Source organism: Puniceicoccus vermicola (genome assembly GCF_014230055.1).
In the GTDB taxonomy this organism is placed as follows: domain Bacteria; phylum Verrucomicrobiota; class Verrucomicrobiia; order Opitutales; family Puniceicoccaceae; genus Puniceicoccus; species Puniceicoccus vermicola.
In genome coordinates, this window is record NZ_JACHVA010000076.1 from 1 (window position 1) to 19,018 (window position 19,018).

A 19,018-nucleotide genomic window follows, 5' to 3' on the forward strand; every position below is an offset into this window, starting at 1 on the left:
CTTTTTTTAAGATGTCGCGCTGACGACGCAGTTGCTCGTTCTCCCGGCGCAAACGCTTTAGCTCCGAGGCTTCATCAGGATCGGAGGCTCCGGAAGGCATCTCCCCCGGCTCACGCCGGTCTCGATCCCTTCCTTCTCCTCCGATCCCAGCTGCACGATTACGCCATAATCTCAGCGTGTTCGGGGAAACTCCCAGTTCTTCAGCTACGTGCTTGAGAGGGCGAGCACTACTGATCAGAAGATCAACAGCTCCCTCGCGGAACTCACGGGAATAGGCAGGTTTGGTTGGTGGCATATCGGTTATCCTTTTCATTTGCACCGAGCTGTCCAACATATCAGGGGAAGCTCAGAGTAGGGCAGTAGCTTCAGCTGCGCCCCACGTATTTCTTGAAGGGCACTGGCCGGGATGATCTCCTCTGCCCAGTCACTCTAATCGAATATCTTCGAGAGCGGAGTGTGTTTCGGAGAATGCGGAAGTGTCGGCCGGGGTTCGTAGCGTTTGGCCGCGCAGCTAGAGCTGAGCGGGTACGCTGGATCGGAGTAGGGCAGTAGCTTCAGCTGCGCCTCGCGTAATTCGTGAAGGGCACTGGCGGGATGATCACCACCTCCCCAGTGATTCTCATCGGATATCTCGAGCGCGGAGTGTGTTTCGGAGAATGCGGAAGCGTTGGTTGGCGTTCGTAGCGTTTGGCCGCGCAGCTAAAGCTGAGCGGGTACGCTGGCTCGGAGTAGGGCAGTAGCTTTAGCTGTGCCTCGGGTTCTCTGTGACCCGTATTCGGGAGATGATTACAGCTTCGATGCTTTGGATGCGCACTCTTTCGGGGCGATCAGCTGTCCACTTTTGCTTTTCCCAGATTGACTCTCTCCGGACGGGAGGGAAGGCGCTGGATTAGAATTCAGCGCCGACTCGGAGGGTGAACCCTTCGAACTTAGTGTCTTTGACGTGCTCGCCCTGGAAGGATACGCCGGCAGTGTCGATGTTGAAGAGGTAACCGAGGCCGAAGGAGAGGGCGACGCTGGGATTGTAGTGGAAGTAGTAGTCGACTCCAGCGTAGACCGCGGAGGCGTCATCAATGTGGATTTTCTCTCTCTCGATGAGAAAGGGGGTGGAGAAATTGTAGTCCACGTGGCTGTCTACGTATTGGTATTGGTAGTTCGCTCCGAAGGAGAAGGAATGGCTGGGATTGATCTCCACCATGTACTCGATACCACCACCGACGGAAAAGACTCCGGCGTCGCCTTCGACCCCTTCACTGTCGAAACCGTCGATCCACGCATCACCTTCCGTATACCAGTAGGAGTATCCGAGGAGACCGTAAATCCGTAGTCCTCGTCCGAGAGTGATTCCGAGGCGGCCTTCGATGCCGGCCGAATAATCCCAATCATCGCCGTCGGGGAAGACCACGGGGCTGGCAATGGAACCGAAAAGGCGGGTTTCTGGTTCTTCCTCGTAGGACTCCATTCCCATGTATTCCTGAGCGGTAACCGGGAGAAGGGAAGTCGAGAGAAAGAGAAGGCAGAGCGGTGTTTTCATGCGTGTGTGGAAGATGGTTGGGAAAAACGGGGGACTATATCGACTGGCTTAGAGATGCACAATAGCCCTTCGGTGTCGAGTGGTTTGCACTAATGGGCATAGGTATTTGGGATGGATAAAAATCGATGGCTGGAAGAGCGTTGCAAGCCAGGGCGGTTAGCGGGAGCGGTGCTCGAGATCTCCCCAGATGAGCATCTCGATTCCGATCTCGATCTTGTATTCGGCGCCCCAGTTGTTTTCGGCCTCCCATTGCACTTTCGGGGCGATAACATAGTAGACGTAATCTTTGTAGAGAGGCCCCTTCCGCATGAGGGACATTTCGTAGGAGAGGGTCTCTGCGGCATCCCCTTCGATGCGTCCGCGAATCCCCCAACCATCGGCCACATCGCTACCGTTGACCCTGCGACCATACTCTTTCTCGTTTAGAAGTTTCGGGACGTAGCCAATGAGGGAGGTTGCCGCCCAGCGGTAGCCCCCACCATCTTCTCCGTAGAGGTAGCTATCCGGGTCGTTCGCGTCATCGGAATCGTCGTCCTGCTGCTGTTTGTTCCACTTGGCGGAAAGGGTCTGCCGAAAGAGCCAGCGGTTGATCCAGTAGTCGGCGGTCATTGCCCCAAGGAATCCAACCCCTTCGTCGCTGTCCCAGAACACCTTTCCGTTGGGGTAGAGGGTCCAGTGCTCTCCTGGCTGGTAGGTGGGGGCCCATTGGGCGTTGACGAAGGCTTCTGGAGGCCAGTCTGCCTTGACGCCTGCCGAGGTGTCCCAGTTTTTGAAGAAGCTCCGGGCCGCGCCAATGCGAAGGGTGTTGTTCGAGTCGACGGGTGATTCGCCGGGGAGAGCTGAAGGGTCTTTGGTGGTAGCGAAGACGCGCAATCGTCTCTCAAGGTTTGGCAATTTGATGTCGGTGCCGAGGTCGATGACGGGCTGAAGCTTGAAATTGTCTGCGGCTCCAAAGTCGACTTCCCCGTAAAGTCCGAGGCGGAAACGGGACGGCGGAACCTTCAGCGGCTCCTGCCCAGCAGGGACGAACTTATTGTCGAACCAGACAATCTTCTCATGGGCGGTGTTATAGAGCCAATCGTGGGTATCATCGACCCAAGAGTTTGAATCCGTTGTCGAGGTATCCTGGGTCGATGGGTCAGTGGTGGTGCTGGTTTTTGTCTCGTTGGTCGAAGTAGTTTCCGCCGCGAGGAGGAGGGGAAGCAGCATCCCAATCAGGAGAGTCTGGTAGTTCATTGAGCAAACGGGGTAGCTCGGATTCGAATGTGAGGGAAGCGTAAAATGGGTTGAGGCGGGATCTGGTCCACTTTTCTTCCAGAAGTTTTCACCACCAGCGGCGGTTCCCAGCTTCGCCTCAGAATCTGAGACTCCTGCGATTCCCGCGGCCCAATCATCCAGGATCGCGTCGGCGAACGGGATCAATCGATTCGCTCTCGTACCACAGGCTGCCAGCCTGTGCGGCGGTTGACCGCCTCTCGGATCCGAATCCTCGTGTATTTCGGGAGACCTTGCTAAGGCTCCCGAAATGAAGACGTTTTCCCCGGTAGGGTAGTCTCCTTGTGCGGCCTTGCTTCGGCTCAGGCTCAATTGCCTCTGACTGGGAGCGGAGGTGCGCCCGGTGAACTGACGTTGACGGAACCCGGTTTAGTTGCGATCGAGCCGGGAGCCTTGAATCCCCGTGCCTTGTTTTTCTCCTAGCCCGGAGAGGCAAGTGATTCGTTCGAAATCACCACGGACGCCTTCATCTTGGAAAGGATCGGGCTACTCGTAGCTGTTCTCCGAAGACCTTCGTGGGGCAGTCGGCTGCGGGAAGAGGATCAGTAGGCCCCGCGGATATTCTCGCGGACCTCGGCTTCGTAGAAATTGCGAAGCTTTTGGTGGAGTTCCTCGGGCAATGGGTCGAGTCGGGATGCGGTGGCGTTGCCTTTGGCTTGAGAGGGGGAACTCGCGCCGGGAATGATGGTGGAAACGGCTTCGTGGTCGAGGATCCAGCGGAGGGCGAATTGCACCATCGACATGCTCTCGGGGACGAAAGCTTTCAGTTCATCAGCGAGCTCCACTCCTTTTTCGAAGGGAAGACCGGCGAAGGTTTCCCCGACATTGAATTGGGCTCCGTCGCGGTTGAAGTTGCGGTGGTCGTCCTCGCCAAAAGTGGTGGACTGGGTGAACTTGCCGGTCAGCAATCCGCTGGCGAGAGGGAGGCGGACAATGATGCCCGTTCCGGTGGCCTGGGCCTCGGGGAAGAGCTCGGTGATCAGTTTTTGGCGGAAACAGTTGAAGATGACCTGCAGGGAGAGGAGACCTTCCTGTTTCATGCAGAGGAGGCCTTCTTCGACGGTCTCGACGCTGGCGCCGAAGTGGGCGATGAGACCCTCGGCTTGAAGTTTGCGGAGCCAGTCGAAAATCGCGCCGTCTTGGAGGACCTTGATCGGAACGCAGTGAAGTTGGAGGAGGTCGAGTTGATCCACTCCGAGGCGGGAGAGAGAGCCTCGGACTGATTCGCGCAGACTCTCTTCTGAATAGTTGTTGGGGAATACGGGGCCCCGGCCGAACTTGGTAGCGATACGGGGCTGAATCCCCTCGGCCTTGATGAACTCCCCGATGAGGGATTCGCTGCGACCGTCGCCGTAGACGTTGGCGGTGTCGAAGAAGGTAACGCCATTTGCGGCGGATTCGGAAAGAATGGCAAAGGCGGTCTCCCGATCAATGGCACTGCCCCAGCTCGCCCCGATTTGCCAACAGCCCATCCCAACTTCGCTGACTTCAAATCCTGATTTCCCGAGTAAGCGTTTCTTCATTTCCATGGGAGCACTCTAGGAGAAGTCTTCGGATTTTTCCACCCGTTTTGGGGAATCTTCCTTCCGATTCGAGGTGTGTGTTGGAGCGTTGCGCTTGTTGTCCTGTCCGCTGGATTGTTCAGTCAAGGCGGATATAATCCTGAGGCTGGCAACCAAGAAGCCTCCCGGAAGACTTTCTTCAGCCGGGATGATTTTATGCGGAGCTACTCGCCCTCCGGAATAGGGATGAGGCGGCTGTTCCAACGGGTCATCGTCTCGTTGGTGGGGAAAAAGATGCAGAGGGCGCGGTAGCCATTCCCAGTCGGCCAGCGGCGACGGTAGACGAGACGGTAGGTGTCGTCGTCGTCGATTGCGGCGAGGATCTGGTAGGGAACGGAAGAGCCGGAAGGAAGCTCTATTTTTGCCCCTCGCCCGGGCCCAATCGTGAGCTTTTGGTCACTGGTGGCGACTTTGAGGGGGATGGATCCCATATTGAATCCGTAGATCGTGTTCGGAGGGATGTTGTCGAAGTCGATGGGGATGGCGACGAGCTGGTGGGTTGCCTGATCGGGGTTGTCCTGGCCGAGGAGGAACTGGGTCTGATTCAGCCCGGGTGTGAGTTGGCTTTGCAGTTGAGGGACGTATTGATCTTCTTGGTCGGGGCCTTGCGCCGGGATGCGCCGGTAGAGAGTAAAATTTATCGGACCTTGATATTGGATGGGGTCGCTGATGGCGTTGCGATCAAACTGGATCGGGTGAAACTCGTTTTGAGTCCGGTAGTAGAGTTCGTAGGTGTGGGGTTGATATTTTTCCGGAACCTCCTCCCCCCGTTCGTATCTCACTGGAGGGATATGGCGATGCAGGAGAATTTGCAGGGTGGCGCTAACCTGTGGAGGTTCTCCCTGGGCAAGGGGGCTGGCTAGGACCAGGAGCAGAAAAAAGAGCTCGGTCACTCGGCGACGGATCCGGGCGCGAAGGTCTGCTTTGGGATCTCGAACTGCAGAGGAGAGAAAGGGGGACTTAGATTTCATGGTCTTCGAGCCACCGGAAGGAGACGACTTTGTAGGGACGTTCATTCGAGCCGGGGCGGATTTCCTGAGGTTGGCGTTGGACGACCATTTCGCATCTGGCGCGGGCGACGGACTCGTTGGTGATAGGATCCACCGATTGCCCGTAGGAGCGGATTTTGAACGTGTCCGACCGGACCGAGAGGGCCGCACCGACGCGTGAGAGGAGGTCGGCCTGGGTCATGAATCCGGGCTGGCCGTAAGAGAGCGATCCCATGCCCGTATACCGATTGAATTGGTTGAACCGATTGAGTTCGTTGTAGTCGATATAGTTGTCGGGTTGTTCGTAGCGCTGGTTGATGCTGGAAGCTTCGAGAGCGGCCTGAAGGGCACCGATCGCGCGCTCGCGCTCGGTCGGGCTCAGGTTGAGACGAGCATTTTCGTGGGATGAGAGGAAGGCAGGGTCGTCAATGACCCGGTTCACGAAGTGGCTGAGAGAGATGAAGGGGCCGCGTTTCTTGACCTGTTCGACGATTTCGGTAGCGAGGTCTTCGATCTCCAATGAACTGAGGGTGCGGTATCCGGCATAGGTCGGTGCAGCTTGCTCGTCCGAAGTGTCGGCTTCTCCGAGTAGGGGAGAGGCGTGTTTCAGGTAGGGGGCCCTGTCGTCGTAAGGTGTGCTGTTGATCGTTGCCCCTACCGTTCCTCCCAGGAGCGATCTCCAGGCATCGATGGAGGTCGAGTTGACGTTAAAGGCACCGCGGATCATAAGAACTTTTGCGGCCTCTTTGTAAGATTGAATTTCGGAAGGGGTGGCATTTTCCGAAGCAATGAGGCGCGGGTTGAGAATGATGGAATTGGCGGAGTCATACTCGGCGAAAAAGTAGCGGTCCCAGAGGTAGTCGTTGAGAAGGTAAGACCAGTCGTAGAGCGAGGACTGAGGATCGGTCGGAAGGTTGGAACGCGTGAGGTAGGTGTGACGGCTGCGGTCGTCCAAGGGGACCCCGAGGGGGGCCAGGGAGTTGCCAATCGCGAAGGCGGGATAGCTGCTGTTTACATTCCAATCCGAGTCGCTGCTGGCAAGGGAGTCATTGAAGAAGTTCGTGATTGAGTCGGTGCGAGGTGAGGGGGGAGCGGTCGACGCGTGCGTGAGAGAACCGACAGATTGGAAGTATTCGGGACCAGAGGGGATATCGAAAAGAGTGTCCTGGGTGATCAGGGAGATGTTGGGGTCGTTGGTGTAGCCCACTGCGGGCTGAGTATAGAGGAGGGATTGGTAGAAGCTTCCCCAATCTGTGGAAGAGCTCCCGGGTTCCGCCCAACGGTAGGAGCTCATGTTGTCGGAGCGGTTCCCCGACCAATTGAGGTAAAGTGGGTTGTAGCGGGTATCCCGGCCGGGCTGCTGGGCATGCTCGATGGGAGTGCGTTCGCTTCGGACGGCTCGAGGATTGAAGGAAGCCAGAGTCGAAACGATCGGCTCCAGATTACTGTTGTAGGTGACCGGGTGGAAATTTTCGGTCCAGCGGAGATTCTGGGTGAATCCAACAATCGGGAAATAGTTGTCACCGCCTAGACTGGCTGCCGGGAGAGAGTTCCAAGTCGTCGAGGATGCCGTCGCTTCAGCGAGAATGTTGGAAGGCGAGACGGACCACGCGGGAAATGGGTTGGAGGTCGTTGAGCTGTTGCTCAAGGCGCCGTGGTTGAAACCACCGACCGACTGAAGTGGATGGTTCTGGATGAGGTTTTGCAAGGTGTTGTTGCCGAGGTTAACCCCCATGAGGATCACCAGATTGTTAAGGCTCGAGGTGTTGGAGCTATTGCCAAGGTCGCGGGCGAGTCTGAGAGTGAAATTCTTGCTGAGGTCGGGGACGTTGCCGGAGTCTGTTGGGCGGAAATTTTCACTGAGATCTGAGTAGAAATATCCGCCTTGGATGAATGCGGGCGAAGAGGCATCCGCCAGAGTGTTTCCGATGCCGCTGGCGCTGGACCAATCTTGCTCTTCTACGCCGGGAGGGAGGAAGAGCTTTGCTTCGCCGGCGGCAAATGAACTGGTGATATTCAACCGGATGGCTCCATGGTCCTTCCCGCCTTCGTCCCCCCCGTCGAAGACGACAGGTTGGCTGCTGCTGCTGTACTTTGGTTCCCAGGTATGAGTGTTTCCGCTGGTGTCGGTCCAATCGACTTCCGGAGTCCAATTGTATTTCAGTTTGTTCGCGCTTGAGGTCAGGATGAGGCTATAGGTTGTTTGCGGTAGATCCACATTATAAGGATTCCAGAGCATGATCGCGGGGAACACCATCAGGCGGGCGGTGTATTCAGGATTGGATGGCGTCGAGGCGGTGGTCTCAAGGAGCATCATGTGGGTGTGCAGCTGAACCATCGTGATGACGGGATAGACTCCCATCAGACTGTTGGTCTGAGGTTGGACGTTGAGGCTGTTGGCTCGCATGCGGTAAAAGCTGCGAAGCTGTTCCCACGGAGGGCCTCCGGGGTCCCGCCGCTCGACCTGAGTAGCGCTGTTGCCGCGGGCCGCGTCGGAGTCGGCTGGGTCATAGGGCTGAGCTTGATTGCGGTGGCCGAAGACGAGCTGTCCGTGTTCTGCGAGAAGAACTCCGAACTCGGTGTCGTCGGAAAAAGCGCCGCTGAGGTTGCCTTTGAGTCCGCCCTCGCGAGCGTCGGAGAGGACTCCCAGGGAAAGGGGAGTTAGATCGTGGTAATGGTTGGCGAGAAGGCCGTTGATGTTCCCATTACTGAGCCCAACACCTTCCAGTGGATAGCGGAGCTGGTTCAGGCGGGTGATTCTGGCGAGTAGAGCGGTGTAGGAGTCGTTCTCAAAGATGGAACCGAGGCTGTTGAGAACCGTCAGATTTTCCTGAGGATTGCTATCTTCGATAAATTCCGGGGCCATCCGTGGTGCGGAGAGACTGCTCAGGGCCGCATTCTGGGGAAGGTTGCTGCGCGCGTGAGGATTGTCCATCGCGACGCTGGCTTTGATGCCTTCGTCGGCAACCCACCATGCGTAGTTCGCCTCAATGTCACCGCCGGTGTTTCGGAGGTCTTCGAGAGGAAGATAGATATTTCGCGGGTCCGCCGGGTTTGCTTTGTCGATCTCCAAAAGGGGGATGTCGGAAGGCTGACGGGTATGGTTCGAAGGATTCGCGTTGGGGGAGCTGACCAGCCAAGCGAGGGCGCCGCCCGGATTTCCGAGACCGTTTTTGATCGGAGCCGGATTTTGATGGGGATCTCCTCCGGTGCCGTGGTTTGGATCGTGGGGATTGGTAATCCAGACCCCGGTCCAGTAAGGCTCCGTGACTCCGGTAATGGCTTCCGTGTCGGTGGAAGTGTCGAGGATGGAGGCGCTGGCGGTGACCCGCTGATCGGCACCTGTAGTCTGTTGTAGTTCACCGAGGGCTTCGATTGCTGCAAAGAGAGCGACTTGCCGCGCATCGGTCTTTTGTGAAACCGTTGTTTGATGAAGAGTCTCGATCCGAAGCCAGCCCGCAATCGTGATGAGAAGGATGAGGATCAAGGCCATCAGTGAAAGCGAAATCACGAGGGCGAAGCCGGATCGTTTTCGGGACTGAGCACGACAGGCGGAAGGTTGAGGCCGAGAGCCTGCGAAATGGTCTTGCATGTGGTCGCGGGGTTCGAGGGATGGGTTTGAGGAAGGGGAAGGGATTTTCCGAATTCTGTCAGGCAAACATCACAGAGGCCCGTAAAAAAAAAAAACAGGCAGACCGGAGTCTGCCTGTGCATGCCCCGGATAGGGCGGAAAATATCGGGAGAGGCCGCTTTCCAGCGCTTAGCGTCGGCGGCGACGGATCATGATCACCGCGGCGGCGATAGCGCCGAAGATCATGCTGGCCTGTCCGGGTTCGGGAATGCCGTCGTAGGAGACTTCCACATTGTCGAGAAAGATATCTCCTCCGGCATCCTGTTTTCTGTAAAATGCCAAGGTGTCAAAGGTGAAGGTGTTTGCCGGAGAATCCTGCGTAGAGAGTACGATGCCATTCATCGAAAATGAAAGGCTTAGGGTGTCAGTGTCGGTCCGCAAGAAGGTGAAACTCGTTGGGTAGCTTGTTTCAGCCTCAATTTTGACTCCATTTGCGGTTCCACTCCCAGAGACTGAGGTCATCGAGGTTGAGCCAAGTAGGTCGTCTGATACTCCGGTTCGTCCGGCAAAGGTTGTTATATTAGAAGTGTCTGCTCCGAGGTTCGTATTTAGACGGTATCCGCTATAGTTGTTGAAGAGGGCATTGGTGTCCCCATAGTCGTCGGCGGAGACCTGATTCGAGAGTCCTTCCGAATCCAAGATTCCAATGCGGAATCCATAATTGCTATCTCCAACAGATGCCATTTCCAGATCGAAGCTGACTGTCATTGATTCTCCAACTTCCAGAGAGGTTGGAGAGAAATAGGTTAGGAACCGAGAAGTGGTATTAATTGATTTAAGCTGCCCATTATCCACTACCAAGCCTCCTGAGGCATTGGAATTGTACCATCCGTCTCGATTCCCGTCGGAAAAATTGTCGGAGTAGATGATTTGACTGGCCGCCTGCGATTGAACGGAGGCAATCAGAAAGGCAAAGACTCCTAGAGCGGTCGAACCGACTTTGGGAAGGAGCGAAGATTTTGAGAAATTAAGGTGGTTTGGGGTTCTCTTTTTCATGGGTATATTTCCCTCGAACTCGGCTGATTTGTCAAACATAATACCGTGAAAAATTATAAAATATCGGTAGAAATTAGGTTTGTATCCGTTAATTTCTTAATATGTGCGAAATTTTTCCGATTTTGAGAAGTGTTGAAAGAATCTCCTTGAAAACTAACGTTAAAAATAGGACATTTGGGAATGTCGATCAATCAACAGAAAATTGCTGAGGCGTTAGACGTTTCGGTGATGACGGTTTCCCGAGCTCTGCGCGACCATCCGGATTTGGCGGAAGGGACGCGGGAGATGATCCTCCGGAAAGCGGAAGAGATGGGCTATCGCAAGCATTTGAAGAAAAGGGGCAAGCGTGTTGAAGTGGAGGAGAAGCCGTTGCGCCGGATGGGGATCCTTTTGTTCGAGGATGAGATCATTGGCCAGAGAGATCTTTTCAAGTCAGGGGTGGTTCGAAGCATCTTTCTGTCCATCCAGAAAGAGTGTCAGCGCCTCGGGGTAGAAACGGTCGTGGAAGTTTTTACGACGGGATCTTCTGAGGTGCCAATGCTGGTGCGGAATCGCTCGGTCAGTGGAATTTTCCTTCTGGGCCGGTACGAGAAGTCGATCATGGAGAGGCTGGAAGGAATTCCGGCGATGGCGGTGAGTAATTTTGTGGGGCACTTGGGTTTGCCGCGAGTCGTTGCCGATAATTTTCACGGAATGTGCGAGGCGACTGAGCATTTGATCGGGTTGGGGCACGAGCGCATTCTATTTCTGGGGGATCAGCAGGGGCGGGCGCAGATTTTCGAGGAGCGGTCGTTTGGTTACCTGGCCGCCATGCAAAAGCACGGCCTACGGTCGGAGGTCTTGTTTTTTGATCGGCGGCATGAACCGATGCCGTTGAAGGAAATCGAAAAGGTTACGGGGATCGTCTGTAGTAACGACAGTCTGGCTTACAAGGTTCAGGCGGCAATGAGAGCTGAAGGAGTCTCTTTGCCGGATGAATGCAGTATGGTTTCGTTTGATAATATTGAAGCGTACCATAATGAAGGAGCGATCACTTCCTACGAGCCCGATTGGGGGTTGATGGGGCGGATGGCTGCAGAGTTGATGAATGCATCCCCGCTCTCATTGCTTCAGAATGACGTTTCGGTTTCCGTTCCCGGTCGGTTGGTCGTGCACGGTTCGACCGGGGCTCCCCGTTCCTGAGTGGTTGGGTCTTTCAGCATTCGTAGGAACGGTTTTTGTCGTTCTTCTTCTGTGGATCTCTTTTGGTGGCGAGGACGTCAATACCCCGGGATGACCGTAGCATCGAGCCTTGCTCGATGATCTGCGTTGGAGAGGTTCCGATCCTTTCGGATCTGCTGGTCGTCGGCGAAGCGCTCGCATTGTCATCGGCGAAACGCCGATGCTACGTCGTGGCTTCCGTCTTCGTCCACGGGAGGTCGCTGTTGTGGAGAGTCAATCCCTTGTGGTGGGCATTCAGTAGGGCTTCGGAGAGGCCGTCTGCGTAGGTGTAGGTCTCTCCTGCTTCCTCTCTGTTTTTGAGAGCGGATGCTGGGATGTCTTCGATTTTGAGGGATTGATGGATTCTCTCGATGAATCGGGTGTGTTCTCTTGCTAGGTCGAGGGAGCAAACGTTGCTCTCCAATTTTTGAAGGCCTTTGCAAACATTGTGGAACATCACTGTGCGCGTGTCTGGAAACGGGGGGAAGGTTTTGTTTTCTGGGGAAAGTCCGGCAAGGGTGAGTTCGCTTCCGGTTTTGTCATTCCAGTAATATTGTCCGCGGGTTGTCTCGAGGATGATCTCTGCAGCTTCGAACTTTTCGCTGGAGTGGCTCATGTTGATCACGATTTCAGGACCTTCGACGAGTTGGACTCGCGCGGAAAAAGTATCAAAGCTTTCGATTGCCTGGGCTCGGTATTGCCGGTTCTCTAGAGTCCTGATGGTTCCGGCCGCTTCCCGTGATGAGCCTGACCAGAAAAGGGCCATGAGAATGAAGTGGGCCATCGCGTTGTTGGTCGGGGAGTCGAGGACGGGGATATCATTGATCGAAAGTTTTCCAGCCCAATCGGTTCGCTTGTAGTAGGAGTGGGGCCGCGGCCAGAGGGCGCAGACGCGTATCTTTTGAAGTTGTCCCAACTCTCCGGCGACGAGAAGGTCTTTAATTTTCCAGAGGGTGTCGGCGTACATGTTTTGGAAGCCGACGAAGACTTCGCGCCGATTGTGGCGTTTGGCAGCGTCCATCGCATTGATTTCGGCAAGGGTTGCCGCTGCCGGTTTTTCGACGAGAACATGCATGCCCGCATTGAGGGCATCGATGGTCATGACTCGGTGCCAGCCGATCCCGGTGGGTATGCAGCAGAGGTCAATCTGACCCGCTTCCTCTTTCAGCATGTGCTGATGGTTGGAGTAGATTCGGCAGCCCATCGCCCGCATTTTTTCGCATTTTTGAGGAACCTCTTCGGGGTTGATGACGGTGGCGGCGCAGAACTGAACGAGTCCTTCTTCGGCTAGGGTCAGGATGGAGCGGAAGTGGCAATCTCCATATCCCGAGACTCCAATCAGCGCGACCTTAATGGGCAGGCTGGGGATTTCGGGCGAATCAGTGTTTGTCTGGCTCTGAGTCGGATTCACGGATGGTTATTCTTTGATCGGGCAGAGTTGGGCTTTGAGCCTACTGGTCTAGGTCGTTGTTTAGAATAGGAAGAGTGCGCGGAAGCTGGAATCTGGATGCGAGTTCCGGAGTTGCTTCGTTCATTAGCTCAACGACCCAGTCCGCAACCAAGGCGCTGCCAGCGGTGGAGAAGTGGGTTCGGTCGGTCGTGCCGGTTGGGCTGAATTGGAGGCTCTCTTTGGAAGTGATCTTTGAAAATTGATCGAAGCTGTATTGGTGGAGGTCGAGAAGAGGGACGTTCATCTCTTCGGCGACGATTTTCACGGACTCCGCGTAGGGCTCGAGGCTATCCGAGAGGGTGCCGTTGCTGTGGTAAACCCGGCGGCATACCGGTGAGACGAGGACGGGGGTCGCACCTTGTTCGCGGGCTTCGCGGACGTAGCGGCGCAGGTGGTCTCGGTAGTCGGTTTCAGGGTCGCTCTCCCGCTCCGGTCCTTTGCCCGGTTGGTCGTTGTGACCAAACTGAATGAGAACCCAGTCGGGGTTCATGGCCATGGCCTTGTCCCAGCGACCTTCGCTGCGGAAGCTGCGGGAGCTGCGTCCGCCAACAGCCGTGTTTTCGACGCGAATACCGGGAGTTGTCCAGTGTTGGAGAGCCCAGCCCCATCCGGCTTGGTCGCGGTCATCACTCTTGCCGGTAACGGTCGAGTCGCCGACGAGAACCACGAGGATCTCACCAGGGTTGTGTGCTGGGTCTACGGTTGAGTTGTTTTCAGGGATTTGTGGCATAGAGTCTCCGTATTGAAGGGCGCCTGCATCGGGATTGGAACCTGTGAAGTATCCTTCTTTTAGGCCCGGTAGGGGTTCTTTGCGGATCTGAGACGGGTCGATCCCGCGGTTTCGGGCCGGGCTATCTTCGGTCAGGGAAAGGTCGTAGGACTCCGGATCCCGGAATCCGCTCGGTCCATGGCCAACCCAGGTGCTGTTGGCTTCGAGGTCGGCTTCTGCCGCCTCGGTTAGGCTCTGGAGCCATTGCTTCTGAATGGCGCTTGCGGAGGAGCTGTCTCGCACGGGGTCCCAAGGGCGTGGGTGTTCCTGATTCGCGAGGATGAAAACATTGGCATCCGTTTTCCAATCCGGTTTGGGGAGAGGATCGGAGGATCGGGTCCAGTTGCGGCACCAGAAGAGGTTGTTGAAAAAGTGATAATTGGGAGTGGTCAGCGGAACGGCCATTCGGTGGTAGTTCCGGTTGATGGCCGTGTCGGCGGTGCTGGTGTTGTGGTAGACCCAAACCTCCACATCGGGATAGAATTGCTCGCCTTGGCCGAAGTTGCGAAGGTCCTCCTTGTTGTCTAGAAAGAGGTTCCGGTAGATATAGACTGGCCCGGTTTGAGGGGCTTTGATGCGGAAACCGCAACGTGTGCGGATGATGAGATTATCGTGCCAGCGGCCGTTTACGCTGGGCCCCATGGTCTCCATGCCATCGTCGTTCAGGTTGTTGATTTGGTTGTGGTGGACGTGCAAGTCGGGGTTCGCGTCTGGCATGTTGGGGGCCCAAGGAGGGTTTCCGACGTCTTCGATGCCGTCCCAGTGGTCATGGATGTAGTTGTCGTGAATCTCATGACCTCCGTTTGTGTCGTTCATTCGGATACCCGCACGGTCGTAGAACCCGCCTGCTTTCATGGCGGTCCAGTTGTCCCAGGCGCCGTTTCTCCAAGGGTCTGCTCCAGCGTAGGGGCTGAGACTGATACGATTGTTGCGAAGGATTGCGTCCTCGGCGCCTTCCTCAAGGAGGATTCCGTAATCGGCGGGGTCGATGATGCAGTTTTCGACGATCACCCCTTTGGAGCTTTTGATTCCCACCCCTATGGCGGAGTTTCCGACTGCAAGGTTGCGGATGACGCAGTAGTCCTGGCCATTGGTGTCGATGGTCGCCTCGCGGGGGGCAACCGTCATGGTCATGAGGTTTGGGTCGAGATTGTTTTTGAAGCGAATGAGCAGTTCCTGTTGCTCGTTTCGATACATCGCCAGAGCTCGGACTCCATCCCATCCGGTCCGGCCTACGCCGGTAAGGAACGCTTCTTTCCAGTGGATTTTGCTATTTTCTGAGCTGGTTCGCTTTTCATCCAGAGTCGTAATGGTCTGGCCGTTGGCGGTTACGGTGAAAGGGAAGAAATCGAGAGGAAGGCGGAAGACTCCGGGGCCGATATCCGGGGCAGGTTCCCATGGCTCCTCGATCGGGGTGCTTCCGTCGATTTTTACGCCGGGGCCCGACCCGATAAGGGTGATGGGGGCTTCCTCGGTTCCGCTGTTTTGGAAGGATACGCGCTCTTGGTAAACTCCTGGGCTGACGTGAATGGTGTCGCCAGCTTGGGCTTCATTCAGGGCTTCCTGGATCGAGTTGAAGTTCGTATCTATTTCAGTGGGGGCGTTGACCCACAGGTCGGCTCCATTTGATAAAGGAGCGCCTTGGAAGGCAAAAAAGAATGCAGCGGCTATTTTCAAGAAGGAACGCATGGTGGGGCTTTAACGGTATATTTAGAGGCTTGGCGATTGCGGGGAGATGAATCTCGATCGATCCTCAAGCCTTTCCTTGTTTATGGTTCGAGTGGTTCAGTAGATCAATGAAATAACATAGATTTTCTGATAAATTTCGTTAAAAATAAAATATAACGGTAAAATATTGCCAAGGTCCTCGTTCTCAAGTTGGATTCGAAGATCTCCGGCACCCAGGTATGCTTTTCAGACTGCACGATGAAAAAGAAGCTGTCGGTTGGGCCGGGGAGTCATTGTAAATTTTATGAAGAAAGCTCCTGTATCATCACTCTCAGCAACGAGGCTTCACCGTTTTTGGGGAATGCCCATGATTTGCCTCTTTGTAGCACTGGCCTTTGGCGCTCTCCATGGAGAGGCCGAAACGGTTGTGCTCAAAGATGTCGAATTTCTGCCGGAGGGCCGAAACGAGAGGATGGATGTTTATCTTCCGGATTCGTCTTTCGAAGGACCTGTTCCCGCTATTTTACTGATCCACGGAGGGGGATGGATGGTGGGGGACAAAGCCTCCCGGCGGGAACGGATGATTGCCGAGACTTTGTCGAATGCCGGATATGCGGTATTCTCGACCAACTATCTCCTGAACGAGCGGGATGAAAACAAGAGGGTCACCTTATTGGCGTGGCCTCAGAATGTGATCGATTGCAAGACGGCCCTACGATTCATTCGGGCGAAAGCCGGTGAGTATGGCGTCGATCCCGAGCGGATCGCCGTCATGGGAGGTTCAGCGGGAGGGCATCTTTCGATGATGGTGGCCGCCACCGCGAATGAAGAGAAATGGAATGAGCAAGGGCTTTATCCAGAGGAGGACAATTCGGTGCAGTGCGTCGTCAATCTGTACGGCCCCGCCGACATTCGGGGAAAACCCGTGAATCCCTTTAGCAGATCCGACAAGAGTGTTATCGAGGCTCACGAAGAGGAGGCTTCGCCGATTACCTATTTCGATTCTACCTTTCCGCCCATGTTGATTCTTCAGGGAACCGGAGACCGGACGATCCCGGTCGAACAGACACGCGAGTGGGTGGCAGAGTTGTCGGAGTTCGGTTTTGAGTATTGCTACGTCGAAGTTGCGGGCGCTCCCCATAGTTTTGATCTGAACCCCGAGGAATTAGACCTGAGACCGATGGTCTTGGCATTTCTGGACAAGCACCTGCGCGGGGTCGGAGTAGGGCAGTAGCTTCAGCTGCGCCTCGCGTCTTTCATGGAGGGCATTGGCGGGGATGATTTCCGCCGTCCAGTGAATCTCATTGGATCTCTTCGATAGCGTTGGGTTTTTGGAGAATGCGGGTGCGTCGGCGGGGTTCGAAGCGTATGACCGCGCAGCTAAAGCTGAGCGGGTACGTTGGATCGGAGTAGGGCAGTAGCTTCAGCTGCGCCTCGCGTCTTTCATGGAGGGCATTGGCGGGGATGATTTCCGCCGTCCAGTGAATCTCATTGGATCTCTTCGATCGCGTGGGGTTTTCGGAGAATGCGGGTGCGTAGGCGGGTTTCGAAGCGTATGGCCGCGCAGCTAAAGCTGAGCGGGTACGTGGTATCGGGGTAGGGCAGTAGCTTCAGCTGCGCCTCGCGTCTTTCATGGAGGGCATTGGCGGGGATGATTTCCGCCGTCCAGTGAATCTCATTGGATCTCTTCGATAGCGTTGGGTTTTTGGAGAATGCGGGTGCGTCGGCGGGGTTCGAAGCGTATGACCGCGCAGCTAAAGCTGAGCGGGTACGTTGGATCGGAGTAGGGCAGTAGCTTCAGCTGCGCCTCGCGTCTTTCGTGGAGGGCATTGGCAGGGATGATTTTCGCCGTCCAGTGAATCTCATTGGATCTCTTCGAGGGCGGTGGATGTTTGGGGAGTTGCGCAAGCGTTTGCCTTAGAGAACGGGCCCGAGCATGGCGATCGTGTTGTTCCAGAGACGCCGTCGGATCGACCAAGCGGACACCTCTTCGGCGGTGACCGGATGGGAACTCTCGAGGTAAGATTCCTGACGCTCGCGCATGGCAACCGTCATCTTGGGATCACAGAGAAGGATGTTGTTCTCGTAGTTCAGCTCGAAACTACGCCGATCCATATTGGCCGAGCCGATCAGGGTAACGTTCCCGTCCAGGGTGAGCGATTTAGTGTGGAGGAGGCCGCCTTCATATTCGTGGATCTCAACTCCGGCGGCGAGGAGGTCTTGGTAATAGCTGCGCGAGGCGGCCCCGACGATCCAGGAATCGTTTCGAGCCGGGAAGATGATCGTAGTTTTCACTCCGCGACGGGCGCAGGCGCAGAGGGCGGACTGCATCGCTTCGTCCGGGACGTAATAGGGGGTGCTGATGCACAGTTCACGGCGGGCGGAGTAGATCAGGGTTTCAAAAAATTCGGGCATGGCGGAGGTCCGGACAGTGGGTCCGGTGCCGATCACCTGGGCGGTGAACCCCGGTTCGCCCGCGCGAAGTGGTTCCCGGATCACATCTCCGAGATCTTCGTCGACCTGGGCCATCCAATCCGTTGCGAAAAGATGTTGGTTCTGGCGTGCGACGGGACCTTCGAACCGCATCATGGCATCCACCCACGGTGCGAATTTGGCTTTGACGCGAAACTCGGGGTCGGCGCAATTCTGGCTACCGCAGTAGGTGATCCAGTTGTCGATGACCAAAATCTTGCGGTGATTGCGGAGGTCGAACCGCCCCTTCAGGGGGCGGAGAAGTGGATTCCCGATGGGCAGGGCAACGGCGATGCGAACTCCGGCCTCCGCCATCGATTTCCAGTGCTTGGACTCGATCATGGCGCGCGAACCGAGAGCATCGGCCATCGCTCGGCAGGTGACTCCGCGTCGGGCGGCTCGTTTGAGCGCCTCGGCCATCTTCAGGCCGTTGTGATCCGTGAGCCAGATGTAGAACGTCAGGTGGACATGCTCTTGGGCAGCGTCAATGTCCGCGATCATCGAATCAATGGTCGCGTTGGAGTCCTTGAGGAGGTGCGCCCGGTTTCCTCCGACAGGATGGAAGCCGTTGACCGTCCGCCCAAGATGGAAAAGATGCCGGTAATCTTCGGGGATGGAGGCCTTTGCGGTTTCGCTATCAATTCCCGGCGTATCGGCGACGTGGGGGAGGGTGCCGAGGACTTTGTGAACGCGGGCGACTCGACTCCGACCGATGTTGGTTTCTCCGAGAAGGAGGTAGGAGATAAGTCCCACGCCGGGGACGACCACCATCACCACAATCCAAGCAACCCGAGAAGCCGGTTCGCGGTGGGGCCTTAAGAGAATGCGGATGATGACGAGAATATGGAGGACGATGTAAACTCCCATCGCCAAAAGGGTGAAAACTTCGTGGTCAGTCATGGGTAGAGGAAGAGCGGTGCGGATCGAAAGCCACGATTCTGGTCGAGCGGCCGGTTGATCGATTTGACGTCATTCATGGTAGCGGTCTTCGTAGGTTCTGTGAGGAGTCTGCAGGCATTGTGCCTCTTTTGCCTCTCAGGGAAAGCCCGAATGGTCATGAGGCTGCTCTTGACTGTACGGAGGTCGAAGTTCCGGGGGGGATCTGTCGATTTCAGCCTGCTTCCGGGCATATCCTTCCACACAAATTCCTAGACGAACGTTTTCCTGTAAAATCTCCGATTTGCCCTGGAGGAGTATGCCTCAAATGGAGCGCGGAATTCATTCCGCCCCGTCAGATTGGCTGCACATGAAAAGTTTTCCTCAGAATCTAAGGCGAAAGGCCTGAGTGGCATGCGGGGCGGGATGAATTCCGGGCTTCCTTGTTCTTGCGTTTGCGCGACCGTCCAGAGCGATAGGCTTGTGTATAAGGATATGCTTTCGGAGGACGTGGGCGGCGGTGCCACGCTGGGAATGCGGCGCATATAACGATGATATCCGTCGCGAGGGTCCCTCGACCTTGCCGAGTCTTTACC

At 56.0% G+C, this 19,018-nt stretch carries 12 protein-coding genes; 2 read left to right on the forward strand and 10 right to left on the reverse strand.

The genetic code is table 11. From position 1 onward, the window contains the following. The 7 genes from H5P30_RS08365 to H5P30_RS08395 all read right to left on the reverse strand — a co-directional run. Positions 1–313: transposase (locus tag H5P30_RS08365; protein WP_185691333.1), on the reverse strand; the 313-nt coding region annotated here is incomplete at its 3' end. Positions 314–889: 576 nt separating this feature from the next. Further along, entirely contained in the window at positions 890–1,534 is a 645-nt protein-coding gene (locus H5P30_RS08370) for an outer membrane protein (RefSeq protein WP_185692496.1), read from the reverse strand. A 156-nt stretch (positions 1,535–1,690) separates the two neighbouring features. Beyond that, positions 1,691–2,770 carry a hypothetical protein gene (locus tag H5P30_RS08375; RefSeq protein WP_185692497.1) on the reverse strand — a complete coding sequence of 360 codons (1,080 nt, stop codon included), beginning with the start codon at positions 2,768–2,770 and terminating at the stop codon, positions 1,691–1,693. Between the two features lie 581 nt (positions 2,771–3,351). After that, on the reverse strand, positions 3,352–4,332 hold the full coding sequence (locus H5P30_RS08380) for an aldo/keto reductase (protein WP_185692498.1): 981 nt from the start codon (positions 4,330–4,332) through the stop codon (positions 3,352–3,354). 203 nt (positions 4,333–4,535) lie between these two features. Beyond that, positions 4,536–5,342 carry a hypothetical protein gene (locus tag H5P30_RS08385; RefSeq protein ID WP_185692499.1) on the reverse strand — a complete coding sequence of 269 codons (807 nt, stop codon included), beginning with the start codon at positions 5,340–5,342 and terminating at the stop codon, positions 4,536–4,538. Then, positions 5,332–8,952 carry a hypothetical protein gene (locus tag H5P30_RS08390; protein WP_185692500.1) on the reverse strand — a complete coding sequence of 1,207 codons (3,621 nt, stop codon included), beginning with the start codon at positions 8,950–8,952 and terminating at the stop codon, positions 5,332–5,334. Before H5P30_RS08390 ends, H5P30_RS08385 begins: the two co-directional genes overlap by 11 nt. Before the next feature lie 168 nt (positions 8,953–9,120). Further along, positions 9,121–9,987 carry a hypothetical protein gene (locus tag H5P30_RS08395; protein ID WP_185692501.1) on the reverse strand — a complete coding sequence of 289 codons (867 nt, stop codon included), beginning with the start codon at positions 9,985–9,987 and terminating at the stop codon, positions 9,121–9,123. Between the two features lie 180 nt (positions 9,988–10,167). Here H5P30_RS08395 and H5P30_RS08400 point away from each other — a divergent pair, with 180 nt between their 5' ends. Next, on the forward strand, positions 10,168–11,169 hold the full coding sequence (locus tag H5P30_RS08400) for a LacI family DNA-binding transcriptional regulator (protein WP_185692502.1): 1,002 nt from the start codon (positions 10,168–10,170) through the stop codon (positions 11,167–11,169). Between the two features lie 202 nt (positions 11,170–11,371). Here H5P30_RS08400 and H5P30_RS08405 read toward each other — a convergent pair whose 3' ends face one another. After that, the gene (locus H5P30_RS08405; RefSeq protein WP_185692503.1) at positions 11,372–12,598 is read right to left on the reverse strand and encodes a Gfo/Idh/MocA family oxidoreductase; all 1,227 of its coding nucleotides are present in this window, start codon (positions 12,596–12,598) and stop codon (positions 11,372–11,374) included. 40 nt (positions 12,599–12,638) lie between these two features. Beyond that, positions 12,639–15,095 (reverse strand): GDSL-type esterase/lipase family protein, encoded by a 2,457-nt coding sequence (locus H5P30_RS08410; protein WP_185692504.1) that lies wholly within the window; start codon positions 15,093–15,095, stop codon positions 12,639–12,641. A 340-nt stretch (positions 15,096–15,435) separates the two neighbouring features. Between H5P30_RS08410 and H5P30_RS08415 the strand changes: the two genes are divergently transcribed. Then, a complete protein-coding gene (locus H5P30_RS08415; protein WP_221774327.1) occupies positions 15,436–16,308 on the forward strand; it encodes an alpha/beta hydrolase in 873 nt (290 codons plus the stop codon). Between the two features lie 683 nt (positions 16,309–16,991). Here the strand turns inward: H5P30_RS08415 and cls are convergent. Next, positions 16,992–18,446 carry a cardiolipin synthase gene (gene cls / locus H5P30_RS08420; RefSeq protein ID WP_185692505.1) on the reverse strand — a complete coding sequence of 485 codons (1,455 nt, stop codon included), beginning with the start codon at positions 18,444–18,446 and terminating at the stop codon, positions 16,992–16,994. Positions 18,447–19,018 lie beyond the last annotated feature (572 nt).